Source organism: Arenimonas sp., from assembly GCF_041919775.1.
GTDB lineage: Bacteria > Pseudomonadota > Gammaproteobacteria > Xanthomonadales > Xanthomonadaceae > Arenimonas.
The window spans coordinates 1-17,791 of the sequence record NZ_JAYRTE010000012.1; the positions used below are offsets into that span (position 1 = coordinate 1).

The 17,791-nt window shown below is 70.4% G+C and carries 17 protein-coding genes and 1 tRNA gene; 6 read left to right on the plus strand and 12 right to left on the minus strand.

Translation table 11 applies throughout. The annotated features are described in order from the left end of the window. Nucleotides 1-81: 81 nt before the first annotated feature. On the minus strand, nt 82-1,923 hold the full coding sequence (locus tag ACE3TE_RS08275; protein ID WP_374603959.1) for a 3-hydroxybutyrate oligomer hydrolase family protein: 1,842 nt from the start codon (nt 1,921-1,923) through the stop codon (nt 82-84). A gap of 108 nt (nt 1,924-2,031) precedes the next feature. Here ACE3TE_RS08275 and ACE3TE_RS08280 point away from each other — a divergent pair, with 108 nt between their 5' ends. Beyond that, nucleotides 2,032-2,841, plus strand: coding sequence for a 3-hydroxybutyrate dehydrogenase (locus ACE3TE_RS08280; RefSeq protein ID WP_374603961.1), 810 nt, complete (start codon nt 2,032-2,034; stop codon nt 2,839-2,841). Nucleotides 2,842-2,953: 112 nt separating this feature from the next. Then, on the plus strand, nt 2,954-3,613 hold the full coding sequence (locus ACE3TE_RS08285) for a response regulator (protein ID WP_374603963.1): 660 nt from the start codon (nt 2,954-2,956) through the stop codon (nt 3,611-3,613). Here the strand turns inward: ACE3TE_RS08285 and ACE3TE_RS08290 are convergent, their stop codons facing one another. After that, complete coding sequence (locus ACE3TE_RS08290) at nt 3,614-4,930, minus strand: hypothetical protein (RefSeq protein WP_374603965.1); 1,317 nt, start codon at nt 4,928-4,930, stop codon at nt 3,614-3,616. Nucleotides 4,931-5,021: 91 nt separating this feature from the next. On the opposite strand from ACE3TE_RS08290, the gene ACE3TE_RS08295 reads away from it, so the two are divergent. The 3 genes from ACE3TE_RS08295 (at nt 5,022) to ACE3TE_RS08305 (ending at nt 6,255) form a co-directional block, all read left to right on the plus strand. Then, nucleotides 5,022-5,483, plus strand: a complete 462-nt coding sequence (locus ACE3TE_RS08295; RefSeq protein WP_374603967.1) for a hypothetical protein — start codon at nt 5,022-5,024, stop codon at nt 5,481-5,483. Nucleotides 5,484-5,553: 70 nt separating this feature from the next. Next, nucleotides 5,554-6,132 (plus strand): cysteine dioxygenase, encoded by a 579-nt coding sequence (locus ACE3TE_RS08300; protein WP_374603969.1) that lies wholly within the window; start codon nt 5,554-5,556, stop codon nt 6,130-6,132. Nucleotides 6,133-6,169: 37 nt separating this feature from the next. After that, nucleotides 6,170-6,255, plus strand: a tRNA-Leu gene (locus ACE3TE_RS08305). A gap of 55 nt (nt 6,256-6,310) precedes the next feature. Here ACE3TE_RS08305 and ACE3TE_RS08310 read toward each other — a convergent pair. The 10 genes from ACE3TE_RS08310 to ccmA are packed head-to-tail and all read right to left on the minus strand — an operon-like array spanning nt 6,311 to nt 14,032. Further along, nucleotides 6,311-7,423 carry a homoserine O-acetyltransferase gene (locus ACE3TE_RS08310; RefSeq protein ID WP_374603971.1) on the minus strand — a complete coding sequence of 371 codons (1,113 nt, stop codon included), beginning with the start codon at nt 7,421-7,423 and terminating at the stop codon, nt 6,311-6,313. After that, entirely contained in the window at nt 7,420-8,418 is a 999-nt protein-coding gene (locus ACE3TE_RS08315; RefSeq protein WP_374603973.1) for a tetratricopeptide repeat protein, read from the minus strand. Before ACE3TE_RS08315 ends, ACE3TE_RS08310 begins: the two co-directional genes overlap by 4 nt. 2 nt (nt 8,419-8,420) lie before the next feature. Then, a complete protein-coding gene (locus ACE3TE_RS08320; RefSeq protein WP_374603975.1) occupies nt 8,421-8,846 on the minus strand; it encodes a cytochrome c-type biogenesis protein in 426 nt (141 codons plus the stop codon). After that, nucleotides 8,843-9,373 (minus strand): DsbE family thiol:disulfide interchange protein, encoded by a 531-nt coding sequence (locus tag ACE3TE_RS08325; protein ID WP_374604059.1) that lies wholly within the window; start codon nt 9,371-9,373, stop codon nt 8,843-8,845. The genes ACE3TE_RS08320 and ACE3TE_RS08325 overlap by 4 nt, the downstream gene beginning before the upstream one ends. Next, a complete protein-coding gene (locus ACE3TE_RS08330) occupies nt 9,373-11,310 on the minus strand; it encodes a heme lyase CcmF/NrfE family subunit (RefSeq protein WP_374603977.1) in 1,938 nt (645 codons plus the stop codon). Before ACE3TE_RS08330 ends, ACE3TE_RS08325 begins: the two co-directional genes overlap by 1 nt. Next, nucleotides 11,311-11,787, minus strand: coding sequence for a cytochrome c maturation protein CcmE (gene ccmE / locus ACE3TE_RS08335; protein WP_374604061.1), 477 nt, complete (start codon nt 11,785-11,787; stop codon nt 11,311-11,313). It lies immediately after the preceding gene. Next, complete coding sequence (gene ccmD / locus ACE3TE_RS08340; protein ID WP_374603979.1) at nt 11,787-11,942, minus strand: heme exporter protein CcmD; 156 nt, start codon at nt 11,940-11,942, stop codon at nt 11,787-11,789. Before ccmD ends, ccmE begins: the two co-directional genes overlap by 1 nt. After that, nucleotides 11,939-12,688, minus strand: a complete 750-nt coding sequence (gene ccmC / locus ACE3TE_RS08345; protein WP_374603981.1) for a heme ABC transporter permease CcmC — start codon at nt 12,686-12,688, stop codon at nt 11,939-11,941. The genes ccmD and ccmC overlap by 4 nt, the downstream gene beginning before the upstream one ends. A gap of 10 nt (nt 12,689-12,698) precedes the next feature. Continuing rightward, a complete protein-coding gene (ccmB, locus tag ACE3TE_RS08350; protein WP_374603982.1) occupies nt 12,699-13,382 on the minus strand; it encodes a heme exporter protein CcmB in 684 nt (227 codons plus the stop codon). Further along, nucleotides 13,379-14,032 (minus strand): heme ABC exporter ATP-binding protein CcmA, encoded by a 654-nt coding sequence (gene ccmA / locus ACE3TE_RS08355; RefSeq protein ID WP_374603984.1) that lies wholly within the window; start codon nt 14,030-14,032, stop codon nt 13,379-13,381. Before ccmA ends, ccmB begins: the two co-directional genes overlap by 4 nt. Before the next feature lie 120 nt (nt 14,033-14,152). Between ccmA and ACE3TE_RS08360 the strand changes: the two genes are divergently transcribed. Continuing rightward, nucleotides 14,153-17,776, plus strand: coding sequence for a S8 family serine peptidase (locus ACE3TE_RS08360; RefSeq protein WP_374603986.1), 3,624 nt, complete (start codon nt 14,153-14,155; stop codon nt 17,774-17,776). The last annotated feature ends 15 nt before the right edge of the window (nt 17,777-17,791 follow it).

The window sequence follows — 17,791 nt, forward strand, 5'->3', positions numbered from 1 at the left end:
AGCGCCTTCAGGCGCGAATCTTTTGACTTTGCCTTTGGCAAAGAAGGGATTCGCGCCTGAAGGCGCTCCTACAGAGGCAGTTCAGGGGATTTCGCCGAGGTTCTCCGGCGCCAGCGGCGCCAGCTTCCCGTCGCTGAAGGTGCGCGGTGTCGTCTGGATATCGGCATCACCCGGCAGCGGCTTGCCGGCTGCCAGGTGCAGCCAGGCCGCATCCAGCGCGCGGTAGCCGTAGGGCATCATCGGCACGTAGCGGCTGCCCAGTACCGGCAGGCCGAGGAATGCGTCGAAGTGCTGCGCGTTCTGGATGCGCCAGTAGCGCAGGTCGGCGCCCTGCGCCTTCGCCCAGCGCGCGTAGGCGCCGCCGCTGAAAGGTTCCGGCACCAGGCCGTCGTCGGCGCCGTGCAGCACGATGACCGGAAGCTGTTCGCGCGGCGCCGCGGCACGGGTCTGTTCGATGCCCGCGCGCACGGCGCCGCCGGCGTCGTTCCACAGTTCGCGCAGGCACTGGTTGCCGTCCAGCGCGGGATCGGCGCCGGCGGCCGGCCCGCCAACCAGGTTGACGCCCGCGCCCGGCGGGATGCCGCTGGCGTCGGACCACCAGGCCGCACGTTCGGCCGGCGTCGGGGCGCGCGGCTGGCCGTCGGGACCCAGGGCGGCGAAGGAAAATCCGCAGGGCATGTCCGCCGGGCCGGTGCGCGCATAAGCCGAGGCATAGGTCGCGTTCACCGCGCGCCACAGGTCGAAGTTGCTGCTGATCACGCCGGCCGCGATGCCGCCGTCGGTCCAGCCGCCGTCGAGCAGGTGCCGGCGCGCCTGTTCGGCCTGGCCCTGCGGGTCGCCGGCGTCGACCAGGCCAAGCTCGTTGAGCGACGCACAGCGCGCCACGCCGGCGGCCGGTTTTTCGCCGCCCGCACGGGCCAGCGCCACGCCGTCGAAGGCCGCGGCGTTGAGCGCGCAGGGCATCCAGAGCGCGGCGTCGGTCGAATAGTCGTAAAGCGCGCGGCCGCCGTTGCCGGGCAGCACGTTGGGCGAGATCGCCACCACCGCGTCGATGCCGGTGTCGGGCAGCTCGGCGGCGCGCAGCACCGCGCCACCGCCGTTGGAAACGCCGACGGCGATCATGCGCGTGTTCGAGAACGTCCACGGACCGTCATCCGGATGCGCCAGCGACAGCACCTGCAGGGAGAAGCGCGCGGCTTGGGCCACGTGGCGGCCCCAGTCGGCCTCGGGGTTGTCGCCCGAATGGGCGTGCTTGACCGCGATCGGCGCGACGACCTCGCCGCTGCGTGCCGGAACCCTGAACTCCACCGGCTCACCCGCGTCCGCGAGCTGGCCGTCGAGTGCGAAGCCGCGGCCGTCGTTCGTGTCCACGTAGCCCGTCCCGGCGCCTTTGTCGGTGTAGGCCACCGCGCAGCCGCGCGGCAGGCCCCAGGCACCGGCGAGCGCGATGGCGCCGTAGATGCCGCGCGAGCCGGACGAGGCCGTGACGACGATGCAGCGCGCATCGGCATCGAAGTCGTCAGGAAGCTGCAGCATCACCCGGTGCGGCTGCTTGCGGCCGGGCAGGCGCACCAGCGCGTGGTATTCGCGCCCGGTCACCGGCGCCAGCGAACCGTAGAACTCGCCGTAACCGCCGCCGGGCGCAAGGTCGGCGATGCCGCGCCAGTTGGCCCAGACCGCGCGCCGGCGAAGTTCCGCCGGCGTCGGCGCGGAAGGATCGGCGAAAGCCGGTGGCGTCGCGCTGCGCAGGCCGTCCGCGCCCAGGCCAGCCGTCAGCAGGTCGTCGCCGTCGCGGTAGGTGCGCAGGTCGAGGCCGGCATCGAGGTTCAGTTCACGGGGCGCGCCGCCGGTCGTCGTGCAGGCGGCGAGGGCCAGCGCGAGGCCGGCCAGCGGAAGAGGGCGCAGCAGGCGATGGGTTTTCATGGCCAGACCTTAACAAGGGGGGCACGGGGCGGCATCGTACCTTGGTACGACGCGCCGCCGCGGACGCGCTGCTAGGGTGCCTGCAGTCAGAATCAGCAGGGAATCCCGATGGACGAACGTTTCCTCGAGGGCCGCACGGCCCTGGTCACCGGCTCCACGTCCGGCATCGGGCTGGCGATCGCGCAGGCGCTGGGCGGCGCCGGTGCACGCGTGGCGCTCAACGGACTGGGCAGCCATGAACAGATCGAAGCCGCGGTCGCGTCGGTGTGCCAGGCCGGTGCGCCGCAGGCCAGCTTCCTCGATGCGAACCTCGCCGATCCGGCAGCCGTCGAAACAATGATGCAGGCGCTCGCCGGCTGGGGCCCGGCCGACATCTTGGTCAACTGCGCCGGCGTGCAGCACACCGCGCCGATCGGCGAGATGCCCGCGGCCACCTGGGACAAGCTGATCGCGATCAATCTCAGCGCCGCGTTCCATACGATGCGGCTGGCGCTGCCCGGAATGGTGGGGCGCGGCTTCGGCCGCGTGGTCAACATCGCCTCGGTGCATGGCCTGGTGGCCTCGGTGAACAAGTCGCCCTATGTCGCCAGCAAGTTCGGCCTGGTCGGCCTGAGCAAGGTTGCGGCGCTGGAAGTCGCCGGCGCCGGCAGCCGCGACAGCGGCGGCGTCACCGTCAACTGCGTCTGCCCCGGCTGGGTGGAAACGCCGCTGATCGAGCCGCAGATCGCCGCCCGCGCCGACCAGCACGGCGGCGACCGCGAGGCCGGCGTGCGCGCGCTGCTGGCCGAGAAGCAGCCCAGCGGCCGGATGTCGCTGCCTTCGGACATCGCCGCGACGGTGCTGTTCCTGTGCCGCCGCGAAGCGCACAACATCACCGGCAGCGCGATTCCGGTCGATGGTGGCTGGACCTCGCAATGACCACCTGCTGTAGGAGCGCCTTCAGGCGCGAATCTTTTGGCTTTGCCTTTGGCAAAGAAAAGATTCGCGCCTGAAGGCGCTCCTACAAGATCTCCGGCGATAGAATCGGGCGATGACCCGCCTGCTGATCGCCGACGACCACCCGCTCTATCGCCTTGCGCTGACGCAGGCGGTGCGCGGCGTACTGCCGGACGCCCGGATCCACGAAGCCGAGGACCTGCCCGGCGTACAGGCGGCGCTGGCCGCGTTTCCGGACATCGACCTGGTGCTGCTGGACCTGCACATGCCCGGCAGCCACGGCCTGGTCGGCCTGGCCTCGCTGCGCGCCGAACACCCGGGCGTGGCGGTGGCGATGATCTCGGCGCACGAAGATCCCGCCACCATCCGTCGCGCCCTGGCCTACGGCGCCGCCGGCTACCTGACCAAACGCGCCGACCTGGCCGAACTTCAGGCCGGCCTGCGCGCCGTGCTCGACTGCGAACAATGGCTGCCGCCGTCGCTGCGCGATGCCGTGGCCAATGCACCGGCGGAGCCGGGCGACCGGGAAACCGCGGCAAAACTCGCCACGCTCAGCCCGCAGCAGTTCAAGGTGCTCACGCGCGTGGCCGAAGGCCGGCTCAACAAGCAGATCGCCGATGAACTGGGCATCCAGGAACGCACGGTGAAGGCGCACATGAGCGCCATCTTCGAAAAACTCGGCGTGCGCAACCGCACCCAGGCCGGCGTGCTGCTGGGCAGCCTGTCGCTGGCCGATCCGGCGCGCGAGGCCTGATCAGTACCAGTAGGGGATGCGCCAGGTCGGCGGTGATTCGCCGTCCCGGGGCTCCTCTTCCGGCGCCAGCACGACGACCAGTTCGTGCCGGCCGCGGGACTGGCCGGCCAGCGGGATCATGTACATCAAGCCGCGCAGGTCGCGGCCCGCATCCGAATACAGTTCAGGCGACACGGCCAGCGGCTCGCCATCGAGCGTGATCTTCAGTCCGCCGGCCAGGCAGCCCAGCAGGCGCTGGCGCCGGAGCGCCCGGGCCGCGCGGTCGTCATCGCGCTTCGCCTGGCCGCCATCACAGCTTTCCAGCAGATGCCCGTGGCGGGTCGGGATGAAGGGCACCACGAGCGGCAGGTAGTTGCCGCTGGCCTGCAGGTCGGGCAGGAAGGGGCTTCCGGGCGATTCGTCGGGCTCGTGCAGGCTGGCGTAGTGCGAATGGCCGACCGCGGACGCTGCGTCCGCCGACAGCGCCGGAAAGGCGCCGTAGGTGCCGATGCCCAGGTCGTCGTCGAGCATGTCGAGGCTGAGGAAGCTGGCGATGCAGGCCAGGGTGATCACGCCGCCCACGATCCAGTTGCCGCGGTCCTCGCCGACGTTGGTGGTGTAGATCGTCACCAGCGGCGAGGATTCCCGGCCCAGGCCCAGCTTCGACAAGGCCGCGTGCACGGACTGGATCATCCGGTACGCAAGGCCGCCGGGCGCCAGCCGGTGCCCGAACTGCCGGTCGATCATCGTCGCCAGCAAGTAGGGCAGCAGCGCCAGCGAGAATCCGCCGATCACCCACGCGCCCGCCTTGTCCGCCTGGCCGGTCAGGGCCGACAGCCCCAGCGTAAGCACCAGCAGCAGGCTGCCCATCACCGTGATGTTCACCATCATCCGGGCCAGGCCGATGCCCAGTCCGAACACGACCGAGGAGAGGTTGTCGGCCTGCTCGATCTGGTCGGGCATCGCCGTCCAGCGCCGGGCCACCCAGTCGCGTCCGACCGGTCCGCCGCGCATGCGATCGGATTGCAGTCCGCCCGGGTACACCGAATCCATGCCCACCAGCGCCACCCAGTAGGCGCGCAGCAGCAGGTGCAGCACGAAGGCCACGCACAGCAGGATCACGCCGCACTGCAGGTAGATCAGCACCAGGCGCACGATCTGCTGCCAGAAGTCGGTGAGCCGCGGCAGCAGGTAGCCGCCCCAGTCGGGAAGCGCGCCGGCCAGCTGCACCAGGGCGAATACGGTGGCACCGGAAAGCAGCAGCTCGATTTCCCAGGTGGGCGTGGTGCGGCCGGGGAACTGTTTCGCCGGGTCCTGGCGGGTATGTTCTGGCGTCATCGGTCAACGTGTCGGGGCGGGGTCCGTTAGGCTGGCAGACGCCCGGCGGGGCGACAAGGTGACAAGATCGGCAGGTGAGTCCGGAAGCCCCATGCACCAGGTACTGAAAACGATGGCCCGCTGGCTGGCCTGGGCCTTGGGCGTGGCCTGGGCCAGTCCGCTGAGCCTGGCGGCCGTGGTCGCCGGCCTGCTGGCGCTGCCCTTCGGCGCGCGGATGCGGATCGCCGACGCGGCGCTGGTGTTCGACCGGTTTCCGTGGGGCCCCGGCGGGGCGCTGGCCCTGGGCAACGTGGTGCTGCATACGGGCGCCAGCCTGGATACGGCGGTGCGCACCTACGCCGCCGCGGCGAGCGGCCAGGCCGGGCCGCGGGTTCGCCTCGGGGACCATGAACGCGCCCACGTCTACCAGGCGATGGTGCTGGGGCCGCTGTTCCTGCCGATCTACCTGGCCTGCGGCGGCATCAGCCACCGCAACCGCTTCGAGCAGGCGGCCGACCGCTACGCGCTGACCGGCCGCGGCTGGTGGCCCTGGCCCCGGCCCGGGCAGGTTTGAGCGGCCGCAAACCCCGCGGCAGTGGGCGCTGCTAAACTCGCTTCACGTCCACATCACCCAGGTGCCGCCCATGCAGGCCCTCGAATTCCCAGGCTGCGAACAGCTATTCGCGATGATCGACCGCGCGGTGTCCAGCGACTGCCAGCGCGAGACCACCGACTGCATCCGCAACGGCCTGGCCGAACTGATCCGCACCCGCGCCGTCACGCTGCCGGCCTGCGTGTTCGAGCCGGTGACCGACCACTACGCGCGCCGCGAACTCTATCGCTGCGAGAAGTCCGGCTACAGCGTCGTCGCGATGACCTGGGGCCCGGGCCAGGGCACGCCGGTGCACGACCACTCCGGCGTCTGGTGCGTGGAAGGCGTCTGGCAGGGCCAGCTCGAGATCACCCAGTTCGAGCTGCGCGAAGAGGACGGCGACCGCGTGCGCTTCGAACCGGTCGGCACCCAGATCGCCGGCGTCGGCTCGGCCGGCAGCCTGATCCCGCCGCACGAATACCACGCGATCCGCAATCCCAGTGCCTCCGACGTGGCGATTTCGCTGCACATCTACAAGCAGGCGCTGACCTGCTGTTCGATGTTCCAGCCCGAGCAGGACGGCTGGTACCGCAAGGCGCCGCGCCAGCTCAGCCTGGACGAGGCCGCGTAGGCCAGGCGCCGCTGGGCTATAATCGCGCCGCCCACGTGCCGGTGTGGCGGAATGGTAGACGCGGGGGACTCAAAATCCCTTGCCAGCGATGGCGTGTAGGTTCGAGTCCTATCACCGGTACCAAAGAACGGGGTCAGGTTCACTTCTTGCGAAGAAGTGAACCTGACCCCGTTCTTTTTCAGAGGGTGGAGAGGAAGCCGCCGATGGCGGGCCCGAAGCGGTCGATGTCTACGAGAAAGGCGTCGTGTCCCTGCGGGGATTCGAGCGCGAGGAACTGCGAGTCGGCGCCGCCGGCGCGAAGGCCGTCGGCGACCTGCTCCTGCTGCTGCAGCGGGAACAGGATGTCGGTGTGCACGCCGATCGCGAGTGCGCGTTCGAGGCGGATGCCGGCCAGCGCCTTCATCACGTCGCCGCCGCCGTATTCGGCCGCGTCGAACCAGTCCATCGAGCGGCTCAGGTACAGGTAGCAGTTCGGGTCGAAGGTGCGTACGAAGCGGCGCGCATGGCCCTCGAGGTAACGTTCTACTTCGAACTCCAGGCCGAAGGGATCGTCCTCGCGGCATTCGCTGTCCAGGCGCACGCGGCCGAAGCGTCCGTCCCATTCCATCGCCGACCGGTAGGTCACCACGCCCAGCTTGCGCGCGATGCGCATGCCGTTTTCCGGGTAGGCATGGTCGTCGTAGTGGCCCTGGTTCCAGTTCGGGTCGAGCCGGATCGCCTCGCGCTGCAGCGAGCGGATCGCGATCGAAAAGGGCAGGGCGCGGGCGCTGCCGGAAACGTTGATGTGCGAACGTGCGATGCCCGGGAACTGCAGCAGCAGGGCCAGCGCGCTCATGCCGCCCATCGAGTTGCCGATGACGCAGGCGAGGCGTTCGATGCCCAGGGCCTGGACCAGGTGATGCGCCGCGCGCGAACCGTCCTCGATCGACAGGTCGGGGAAGTCGAGCCGGTAGGGCTGGCCGGTGGCCGGGTTGACCGAGGCCGCGCCGGTGCTGCCCTTGCAGCTGCCCAGAGGATTGACGCAGACGACGTACCAGCGGTTCGTGTCGATCGGCTTGCCGGGGCCGAGCATGGCTTCCCACCAGCCCGGCTCCGGGTTGCCTTCGTGCGAGGCGGCATGGGCGTTGGGTGACAGGCCCGGCAGGATCAGCACCGCGTTGTCGCGGGCGGGCGAGAGTTCGCCCCAGGTTTCGTAGGCCAGCTTCGCGCCTTCGATCGCGCCACCGCGCTTGAAGGGAAAGGGGCCGGGCAGTTCGATGAAACGGGTGGACGGCGGGATCGATTCGCTCATCGCACCACTTTAGCAATCACCAGGCTCGCTTTGGCGCCGTCGGCCACGTCCAGTTCGATGGCGTCGGCCTCCAGGTCGCCCGGGCTGGCGCCGGCGTCGCCGGAGCGCGAGATGCGTGCCATCAGCTGCACGCGCGCCTGCGCAGAGAGCTTCTGGGCCGGCATCAGGCCGTCGGCATCCGACAAGCCGACGGTCACCGGGAAATCGCCGGCCGGCAGCCGCTTCACGGCCACCGGCAGGCCGCCTTCGAGCGTGCGCGCGAAAACGTAGAGCGTGGCGCCGGCGGGCAGCTGGCCGGCGAGGCCAGGGTCGAGTTCGACCGTGACCGCCAGGCTCGGACCGGGCGCGGCTTCGGGCGCGGGTTCCAGCGGCGGCAGGCCGGCCTGTTCGCGGGCCATGTCCAGCTGCGGGCGCAGGGCCTTGGCGGTGCTGGCGTCCACGAGCGGCAGCAGGCGGTCCCAGGTGTCGGCCGCTTCGGCGGGGCGGCCGGCCTGCAGCTGCTGGGCGCCGAGGTAGAACAGCGCGCGCTGGTGGTCGGGGCGCAGCGTCACCGCGCGTTCGAGCAGCGCGACCGCATCGGCGGGGAAGCGGCCATCGGCGGCGGCGCGCATGCGGGCGTCGGCGAGTTCGACCATCAGGTCGGGTTCTTCCGGCAGCAGGGCCTGGGCCTTGCCGAAGGCTTCCGCCGCCGCCGGCCAGTCCTGCTGGGCGGCCCGGCTGCGGCCGAGCAGCACCCAGCCTTCGACGCTGCCGGGTTCGTCGGCGAGGCGGCGTTCGAGCTGCACGATGGCTTCGTCCAGGGTCTCGGGCGCCTTCACCTGGGCCGGGTCGAGCGCGTCGGGCGAACCCAGCAGCGCGTACAGCCCCGCCGTGCCGACGCCCAGGGCCAGTGCCAGCGCCAGCGCGCTGCGGCGCGCGCCGGTCCAGAGCGGACGCAGCGCGAAGGCCGCCAGCACCAGCACGACGGCCAGGGAGGCCAGCAGGAAAACCGTCATCGTCACCACTCCTGCCCGTCGTCGGGGCTCGTGTTCGCCGGCGCCTTTGCGGACCGGCGCCGCACCACCACCACCACCACGACCCCGCCGCCGACCAGCAGCAGCGCCGGGCCGAACCAGAGCAGCCAGGTGGCCGGGCGCACCGGCGGGTTGTAGAGCACGAACTCGCTGTAGCGCGCGACCAGGTAGTCCTTGATCTGATCGTCGGTCTTGCCTTCGCGCATCAGTTCCAGCACCTGCAGGCGCAGGTCGTGGGCGATCTCGGCGTTGGAGTCGGCCAGCGACTGGTTCTGGCACATCACGCAGCGCAGCTCGGCCGACAGGTCGCGGAAGCGGGCCTCTTCGGCGGCATCACGGAACTCGATCGGCTCGAAGGCGGCGACGCCGGACGACAGCACCAGCAGCAGGGACAGCAGCCAGGTCCTCATTCCAGCGACTCCAGCACCGGCAGCAGCTGCCCCTGTACCACTTCCGGCGTCAGCGGGCCGACGAACTTCCAGCGGATATAGCCCTGGGCATCGACGAGGAAGGTCTCGGGCGCGCCGTAGATGCCCCAGTCGAGCGCGGCGCGGCCTTCGACGTCGGCGATCACCAGCGCATAGGGGTTGCCGAATTGCTGCAGCCAGCGGCGGGCGTCGTCGGCTTCGTCCTTGTAGTCGTAGCCAATTACGCGGATGCGGCCGGATTCGGCGAGTTCGGTGATCACCGGGTGTTCGTCGCGGCAGGCCGGGCACCAGCTGCCCCAGACATTGAGCAGGTAGGGTTCGCCGAGCAGGGAGTCGCGGGTGATGATGCGCTCCGGCTCGTCGAGCACGGGCAGCGCGAAGTCGGGCGCCATCTTGCCGACCAGCGGCGAGGGGATGGCGCTGGTGTCCTTGCCGGAGTTCATCATCACGCCGACGCCCAGCAGCAGGGCCAGCGCGGCGAAGGCGATCAGCGGCAGCAGTCGTTTCATCATGCGGGCGCTCCCGGCGTGGCCGGGCGGCGGAAGCGGCGGTCGAGCACCACCACGAAACCACCGGCGGCCATGAACAGCGAGCCCAGCCAGATCAGCCGGATCCAGGGCTTGACGTACAGGCGCAGCGCCCAGCCGCCGCTCTGGTCGAGCGGTTCGCCCAGCGCAACGTACAGGTCGCGGTGCAGGCTGCCGTGCAGCGCGGCTTCGGTCATCACCTGGCCACCGGCGGCGTAAGCGCGTTTTTCCGGATGCATCACCGCGATCTCGCTGCCGTCGCGCGAGACGACCACGGTGCCGCGGTCGGCGAGGTAGTTCGGACCCTGGTGTTTTTCGACGCCTTCGAAAGCGAAGTCGTAGCCGCGCAGTTCGAACACCTGGCCCGGCCGCGCGGCGACGTCACGTTCGATGCTGGTCGATTCGGTGATGAACACGCCGGCCACGAAGATGCCGATGCCGGCGTGCGCCAGCAGCATGCCGGTCATCTCGGCGGTGAATTTCGCGCCCTTGCTGGTCGAACGCAGGCGCTGCCAGGCAAAACGCGCGGTGCCGGCCAGGATCCAGGCCGCGCCCAGCAGGCCGAAGGCGGTCTTTGCGGTGCCATGCGGCCAGGCGAAGAAAACGATGACGCCGACGATGACCGCGAGCACGGCCCAGGGCGCGAGCCAGCGCACCGGCTGCGAGAGGTCCTCGCGCTGCCAGCGGGTCAGCGGGCCGAACGGCACCAGCGCCACCAGCGGCGCCATCAGCAGGATGAACAGCAGGCCGAAGTAGGGCGGGCCCACGGAAATCTTGCCCAGGTCCAGGGCTTCGGCCAGCAGCGGGTACAGCGTGCCGAGCAGGATCATCGCGGCCGACGCGGTCAGCAGCAGGTTGTTGGCCAGCAGGAAGGTTTCCCGCGAGGCGGCCGCGAAGGGCTTGCCGGTTTCCAGCTTCGGCGCGCGCAGCGCATACAGCAGCAGCGAGCCGCCGATCACGATGACCAGGAAGGCCAGGATGAACATGCCGCGCTCCGGGTCCGACGCGAACGCATGCACGCTGGTCAGCACGCCCGAGCGCACCAGGAAGGTCCCCAGCAGCGACAGCGAAAACGCGGCGATCGCCAGCAGCAGGGTCCAGCCGGCGAAGCTGCCGCGTTTTTCCGTGACCGCCTGCGAATGCAGCAGCGCAGCGCCGACCAGCCAGGGCATGAAGCTGGCGTTTTCCACCGGGTCCCAGAACCACCAGCCGCCCCAGCCCAGTTCGTAATAGGCCCAGAAGCTGCCCAGCGCGATGCCCAGGGTCAGGAAGGCCCAGGCGACGTTGGTCCAGGGCCGGCTCCAGCGCACCCACTGTGCGTCGACCTTGCCGTCGATCAGCGCCGCCACGGCGAAGGCGAAGGCCACCGCGAAACCGACGTAGCCCATGTACAGCAGGGGCGGGTGGAAGATCATGCCCGGGTCCTGCAGCAGCGGGTTCATGTCGCGGCCTTCCACCGCGGCCGGAAGCAGGCGTTCGAAGGGATTGGAAGTGAACAGGGTGAAGGCCAGGAATCCCAGCGCCACCATGCCCATCACCGCCAGCACGCGCGCGACCACCGGGGCCGGCAGCTTGCGCGAGAACCGCGCGACCAGCGCCGTCCAGAACACCAGGAACAGCAGCCACAGCAGCAGCGACCCTTCGTGCGCGCTCCACACCGCGGTGTACTGGTAGGCACGCGGCAGCAGCGAGTTCGAGTTCTGGGCGACGTAGGCGACCGAGAAGTCGTGCACCAGGAAGGCCCAGGTCAGCAGCCCGTAGGACACGGCCACCGCCGCCAGCAGCGCGTAGGCCAGCGGGCGGGCGGTCGCCATCCAGGCCGCGTGGCCGCGATGCGCGCCGAGCAGCGGCAGCACCGACAGCGCCAGCGACAGCATCAGCGCCAGCGCCAGGCTGACCAGTCCGAGTTCGGGCAGCACTCAGTAGCCTCCCGGCGCGGCGTCGTCGGCCTTCTTGTCGTCCACCTTGTGTTTTTCGTGGGCCTTGCCCATGGCTTCGGCGACTTCGCGCGGCATGTACTGTTCGTCGTGCTTGGCCAGCACCTGGGTGGCGTGGAACTCGTCGCCGACCCGGCGGCCGGTGGCGATGACCGCCTGGTTCTCGCGGAAAAGGTCGGGAAGGATGCCCTCGAAGCGCGCGGTCATCACCGCGTCGCCGTCGGTGACGCCAAAGCTGACCTTCAGCGTGCCGTCCTCGCGCCTGAGGCTGTCCTTGGCAACCATGCCGCCCAGCCGGAACACGGCCTGGTCGGCGGCTTCGCCGGCGTAGACCTGGCTGGGCGTGTACAGGTAGGTGATGTTCTCGCGCAGGGCCAGGGTGACCAGGCCGGCGGCCACCGCCGAGGCGGCGACCAGGCCCAGCACCAGCCAGAGGCGGCGCTTGCGGGTGGGGTGCATCATGGCGTGTTTCCTTGGCGGGCGGCCTCGCGGCGCGCGCGCGTGGCGATGGCCCGGCGGGTGCGGCTGATGCGCCAGCGCGGCACCGCGAAATCCCAGGCCAGGTAGGCGGCGAAGACGGCGTAGGCGCCGACGACGTATTCGAGGTAGCTCATTGGCCGTGCTCCACGCTGGCGCGGGCCCAGTCCTTGCCGGCCTCGCGCTCGAGGTTGTCGGCGCGCGCGCGCTGCAGCAGCGAACCGATGAACCAGAACTTGGTGGCGAACACCATCACCCACAGCGGCCAGGCCATCGACGCGTCCATGGTCGACTCGCCGAAGAGCTTGATCGTGGCGCCCTGGTGCAGCGAGTTCCACCATTCCACCGAATAGCGGATCACCGGCAGCAGCGCGACGCCGACGATGGCCAGGAAGCTGGCGGCGCGCGCGGCCGCGCGTCGGTCCTCGATGGCCGAATACAGGCCGATCACGCCCAGGTACATGAAAAGCAGCACCAGTTCGGAGGTCAGGCGCGGGTCCCAGTCCCACCAGGTGCCCCACATCGGCTTGCCCCAGATCGAACCGGTGGCCAGCGTGACGGCGGTGAACAGGGCCCCGACCGGCGCGCAGGCCATGGCCAGGATCTCGGCCAGCTTGATGCGCCAGATCAGCGCGATCGCGGCGTAGAAGGCCATCAGCCCGTAGGCGAACAGGCTCATCCAGGCCGCCGGCACGTGGATGTAGAGAATGCGGAAGCTGTCGCCCTGCTGGTAGTCGGCCGGCACCATGAACAGCGCGCCGTAGACGCCGATCGCCATGCCGACCAGGCCCAGCCCGAATCCCCAGGGCGTCCAGCGCGCGGCGAAGCGGTCGAAGGTGGGCGGTGAACCGAGTTGGTGGAACCAGAGCAGGACGGGATTCACGGCGGCGTTTTCAGGTCAGGGCGATACGGATCGCCGCGGCGGCGACGAGCGGGGCAAGCACGACGGCGAGGACCAGGCCGGCGGCCATCAGCAGCAGGGCGCCGGCCCAGGGTAGACCCTGCGCGGCGGCCATCACGCTGCCTGCCCCGAACACAAGTACAGGCAGGAAAAGAGGCAGCGCCAGCAGGGCCAGAAGCATACCAGAGCGCCGTATCCCGACCGTCAAGGCCGCCACCACCGCGCCCAGCAGGCTCAGCAGCGGCGTGCCCAGCAACAGCGAGACCAGCAGCACCGGCAGGAGTTCCCCGGGCAGGTAAAGAAGTTCGGCCAGCACCGGCGTCAGCAGCACCAGGGGCAGGGCGGTGGTGACCCAGTGCACGGCCACGCGCACCGCGATCAACCAGGCCAGCGGCACCGGTGCCAGCAGCATCTGTTCGAGGCTGCCGTCCTCGAGGTCGCCGCGGTAAAGCGAGTCCAGCGCCAGCAGGCCGGCCAGCAGCACCGCCACCCACAGCACGCCCGGCGCGATGCGCGCCAGCTGCTGCGGGTCGGCGCCCAGCGCCAGCGGGAACAGCGCCACCACCATCACCGCGAAGAGCACCGGCTGGGCCGCATCGCCGCGCCGGCGCCAGACCAGGCGCAGGTCGCGCCTTGCCTGGGCGCGGGCCACCGCCAGCAGCGAAGGCGCACTCATGCCGGTCTCCGCGACGGCCCGAGCTCGAGCGTGCGCACCGGCACCGGCGGCGCGGCATAGGCGCCGTGGGTGGTCAGCAGCACGGCCCCGCCGCCGGCCAGGTGCGCCTGGATCAGGCGGTTCACCAGCGCGATGCCGTCCAGGTCGAGGTTGGCGTAGGGCTCGTCCAGCAGCCACAGCGGCGCCGACTGCAGGCGCAGCCGGGCGAGGCCCAGGCGTTTGTTCTGGCCGGCCGAAAGGCGGCGGGCCGGGCTGTCTTCGTAACCCGCGAGTCCGACTTCGGCCAGGGCCTGTTCGAGGTCGAGGTCGCCGGGTGCGCCAGCCAGCGCGCGGGCGAACTCGAGGTTCTCCAGCGTCGCCAGTTCGGCCTTGTGGCCGGGCAGGTGGCCGAGGTAGGCGCTGCCGCGGGCGAGGTGGTCGCGGTCGACGATGCGGCCCGCCAGGCGCACTTCGCCGGCGTCGGCCGCCAGCAGGCCGGCCAGCACGCGCAGCAGGGTGGTCTTGCCGGCGCCGTTGCCACCAAGCACCAGCAGCGCTTCGCCGGCGGCCAGCACGAAATCCAGGGGGCCGAACACAGGTTCGTCGTTGCGCGCGAAACACAGCCCGCGGGCTTGCAACAGCGGGACGTCGGCGGCCGGGGAAAGTGTCATCGCGGCGGCATGCTACCGGCTGGGCCCGGGCGACGCCATGACGCGTGTCAAGACGCCATTTTGATATTCACGCCCGTGTGCCGGAGAATCGGGCGGTCGTTCCGTTCCAGGACTCCGCTCATGCGCGCCTCCCCCCTCATGCTCGCCATTGCCCTGGGCATTGGCCTCCCGCAGGCGTCGATGCACGCCGCCGCCCGCCAGCTGCCGCTGGCCGAAACCAAGGTCGGTGAGTCCAGCCGCTGGATCGTGGTGTTCGAAGAGGCGCCCGCCGGCAACTTCCGCGGCTTCGACCCGGCCGACCGGCTGCGGCCCAAGCTCGCCGCCAGCCATCATTCGATCCGCGGCGGCGAACGCTACGATTCGCGCAGCCCCGAGGCGCGTGCCTACATCGATTACCTGGGCGACCTTCGCAAGATGCGCCTGGCCGACTACTCCGCGCGGCTGGGCCGCCCGCTGGAGCCGATCTACACCTACGTGCACGCCACCAATGGCGTCGCGCTGGAGCTTGATGCCGAAGAGGCGGCGCTGCTGCGCACGATGCCCGGCGTCGCCAGCGTCAGCCCCGACTTCAAGCGCAGGCTGCAGACCGACTACGGCCCGGGCTGGATCAACGCCGACGAGATCTGGAGCGGCGCCGCCACCGGCTCGCCGCATCGCGGCGAGGGCATCGTGGTCGGCGTGATCGATTCGGGCATCAACCGCAGCCACGTTGCCTTCAGCGGCGCCGGCCACGCCAATCCGCTGGGCGGCTATCGGGGTTATTGCACCACCGTGCCGAGCGCCTGCAATGCCAAGCTCATCGGCCTCTGGGACTTCACCGTCGGCAACAATGGCCTGGCCCCCGGCGCCGACACCGACGGCCACGGCACGCACGTCGCGGCCACGGCGGCCGGCGCCGAGTTCGCCGGCATGTCCGGCGTGGCGCCGCGCGCCAACATCATTTCCTACAAGGCCTGCCCGGACGACGGCGACGGCTGCAACGGCACGGCCCTGGTGCGCTCGATCGACCAGGCCGTGGCCGACGGCGTGGACGTGATCAACTATTCCATCGGCGGCGACAACCGCGATCCCTGGGCCTACAACGACTCCGACGCCTTCCTCAACGCCCGCGATGCCGGCGTCGTGGCCTCGGTGGCGGCCGGCAACGACGGTCCCGATTTCGGCTCGCTCAACAGCCCCAGCAATTCCCCGTGGGTGTTCAGCGTGGCGGCGGCCAGCCACGATCGCAATGGTCCCAATAGCGCCGACATCCTGGCCGGCTTCAGCGGCCGCGGCGGCGTGATCCCGTTTTCGGTGCTCAAGCCCGATCTCACGGCGCCGGGCGTGCAGATCGTCTCGGCATCGAACGTCGGCACGATGAACACCGCGCTCAAGAGCGGCACCTCGATGGCGACCCCGCATGTCGCCGGCGCGGTGGCGCTGCTCAAGTCGGTCAATCCGTCGCTGGGTGCCGACCAGCTGATGTCGGCGCTGCAGCTGACGGCGCGGCCGTCGGTGCGCCGTGCGACCATCCTGGACCTGGCCGATCCGCACCACCAGGGCTCGGGCATGGTCGACGTCGCCAAGGCGACCCAGGCCGGCCTGTTCCTGCCGGTGGCGGCGGGCAGCTTCGCCACGGCGCGCTCGAGCGTGTTCACCGGCGGTGCCCAGAACCTGAACCTGCCGTCGCTGGCGCACGGCGGCTGCTTCATCGGCTGCAGCCTCAGCCGCACCTTCCGGGCGATGCCGGGCGCGGCCGGCACCACCTACAGCGTGCAGGCCAGCCTGGCGGCCGGTGCCACGATCACCCCCAGCGTCAGCAGCTTCACGGCCAGCAATACCGGCACCGCGGTCAATTTCAGCGTCAGCGTGCAGGACGCCGACCTGATCGGCGACTGGGTCTACGGCGAAGTGCGGCTGGTCAACACCAGCGGCAATGGCCGGCCGGACCTGCGCCTGCCGGTGGCGATTTATTTCTCGCCGTCCTCGAACGAGGCCGGGATTCCGGCCGAGATCACCATCAACGCCGCGCACGAACGGGGTTTCCACGACGTTTCCTTCGGCGACCTGGTGCCGATGCCGAACGCCCGCTTCGTCGCCAGCCAGCTGACCGCCCCGGTGGTGCAGACCCGCAACATCCCGGTCGACCCGACCAACGACGACGCCTTCGACGACGTGCAGCAGAACTACGTCGAAACCTTCCAGATCCCGGCGGGCGAGGGCATCGTCCACCGGATCCGGATCAGCACCCAGGCGGCCGTGCCGGACATCGACCTGTTCGTGGGTCGCGATTCGAACAACAACGGCCTGCCCAGCAAGGGCGAAATCCGCTGCGAGTCGCGCTCGCCGGAATCGGCCGAGCTCTGTGACTTCACCGTCGCCGGCAGCAGCAGCGTGCAGACCTTCTGGATGATGGTGCAGAACTGGACCGGTCCCGGCAGCAACGTGCGCATCAGCCGCGCCGTGGCCTCGTCTGCCGACGGCGACGGCCAGGCCCTGCTCGCCACCGGTCCCGGGCACCTGGACACCAACGAGGACTTCAGCGTCCGCCTTGGCTACGACGACCCGAGCATGGGACCCGCGCAGGAACGCCTGGGCTTCCTGAAGCTGCAGCCGTCGCCGGGTGCCACCGCGGTGGAAATCCCGGTGCGCATCACCCGCACGGGCGCGACGCCGTCCCCGTTCGCGCTGGCGCCGGGCCAGGCCCGCAAGGTCTGGCTCGAACCGGGTGCGGCGCATGAGCGGCTGGTCTTCGACGTGCCGGCCAACGCCACGGCGGTGAGCTTCCAGACCCAGGGTGCGGGCTCGGTGTCGCTGTATGCCGCGCACGTGCCCAACCCGACCGGACCGGTCATCCAGCCGGCGCCCGCGCGCGGCGCCCCCGGCGTGCTCTCGGCCACCGGTCCGGGCGGCAACAAGACCCTCGCGGTCAGCGGGGCCAACCTGCAGCCGGGTCGCTGGTACGTCACGCCGGTCAACACCGGTGCCGCGGCCACTTCGGTGGACGTCAGCGCGGTGATCACCACCAGCACCGGCAGCCTGAAAGTGAAGGGCGGTTCCTACTATCCGCCGGCCCGCGGTGGCCACGGGCTCTTCATGTATCCGGCCGGCGCGGCGCAGGTGGTGATCTGGTACACCTTCCTGCAGGACGGCACGCCGACCTGGTACTACATGCAGGCGCCGCAGCCGGGCAGCAACGGCAGCTGGACCACGCCGATCTACCGCGCGGCCTGGAACGGCACCGCCAACCACCTCGTCGAGGTGGGCGAGGCGGTGATGAGCGCCACCTCCGACAGCCAGTTCAGCTTTGCCTACAACCTCGACGGCTTCACCGGCGTCGAGTCCATGGACGCCTTCCTGGTCGGTTGCCCGTCGATCGGCGGGGCGCCGGTGGACGCCAGCGGCAACTGGTTCGACCCGGTGCGCGCCGGCAGCGGCTACAGCGTGCAGCTGAACCCGAACTACGAGTTCTTCGCCGCCTTCATCTACGACGACCTCGGCCTGCCGCGGTTCCTGCTGGCCGAGCGCAGCGGCGCCTTCAATGCCGGCGCCAACACGCTCCAGCTAGACCAGCTCCAGGGCTTCGCGCCGCTGGGCGCCCACAGCACCCCGGTGCGTTCGCCGGTCGGCACGCTCGGCCGCCAGTTCACCGGCAATGCCCTGGCCGGCATCAGCGTGAATGCGACGTTCGCCAACGGAGTTGCGGGAACCTGGAACGTCAACGACGCGGTCGTCCCGCTTGGCAATACGCAGGGCTGCCCGTGAGCCGGAGCAAGCCAT

Coding starts and splice junctions, on each gene's coding strand:
- ACE3TE_RS08275 (WP_374603959.1), bottom strand. CDS start 1,923: ATGAAAACCCATCGCCTGCTGCGCCCTCTTCCGCTGGCCGGCCTCGCG.
- ACE3TE_RS08280 (WP_374603961.1), top strand. CDS start 2,032: ATGGACGAACGTTTCCTCGAGGGCCGCACGGCCCTGGTCACCGGCTCC.
- ACE3TE_RS08285 (WP_374603963.1), top strand. CDS start 2,954: ATGACCCGCCTGCTGATCGCCGACGACCACCCGCTCTATCGCCTTGCG.
- ACE3TE_RS08290 (WP_374603965.1), bottom strand. CDS start 4,930: ATGACGCCAGAACATACCCGCCAGGACCCGGCGAAACAGTTCCCCGGC.
- ACE3TE_RS08295 (WP_374603967.1), top strand. CDS start 5,022: ATGCACCAGGTACTGAAAACGATGGCCCGCTGGCTGGCCTGGGCCTTG.
- ACE3TE_RS08300 (WP_374603969.1), top strand. CDS start 5,554: ATGCAGGCCCTCGAATTCCCAGGCTGCGAACAGCTATTCGCGATGATC.
- ACE3TE_RS08310 (WP_374603971.1), bottom strand. CDS start 7,423: ATGAGCGAATCGATCCCGCCGTCCACCCGTTTCATCGAACTGCCCGGC.
- ACE3TE_RS08315 (WP_374603973.1), bottom strand. CDS start 8,418: ATGACGGTTTTCCTGCTGGCCTCCCTGGCCGTCGTGCTGGTGCTGGCG.
- ACE3TE_RS08320 (WP_374603975.1), bottom strand. CDS start 8,846: ATGAGGACCTGGCTGCTGTCCCTGCTGCTGGTGCTGTCGTCCGGCGTC.
- ACE3TE_RS08325 (WP_374604059.1), bottom strand. CDS start 9,373: ATGAAACGACTGCTGCCGCTGATCGCCTTCGCCGCGCTGGCCCTGCTG.
- ccmE (WP_374604061.1), bottom strand. CDS start 11,787: ATGCACCCCACCCGCAAGCGCCGCCTCTGGCTGGTGCTGGGCCTGGTC.
- ccmD (WP_374603979.1), bottom strand. CDS start 11,942: ATGAGCTACCTCGAATACGTCGTCGGCGCCTACGCCGTCTTCGCCGCC.
- ccmB (WP_374603982.1), bottom strand. CDS start 13,382: ATGAGTGCGCCTTCGCTGCTGGCGGTGGCCCGCGCCCAGGCAAGGCGC.
- ccmA (WP_374603984.1), bottom strand. CDS start 14,032: ATGACACTTTCCCCGGCCGCCGACGTCCCGCTGTTGCAAGCCCGCGGG.
- ACE3TE_RS08360 (WP_374603986.1), top strand. CDS start 14,153: ATGCGCGCCTCCCCCCTCATGCTCGCCATTGCCCTGGGCATTGGCCTC.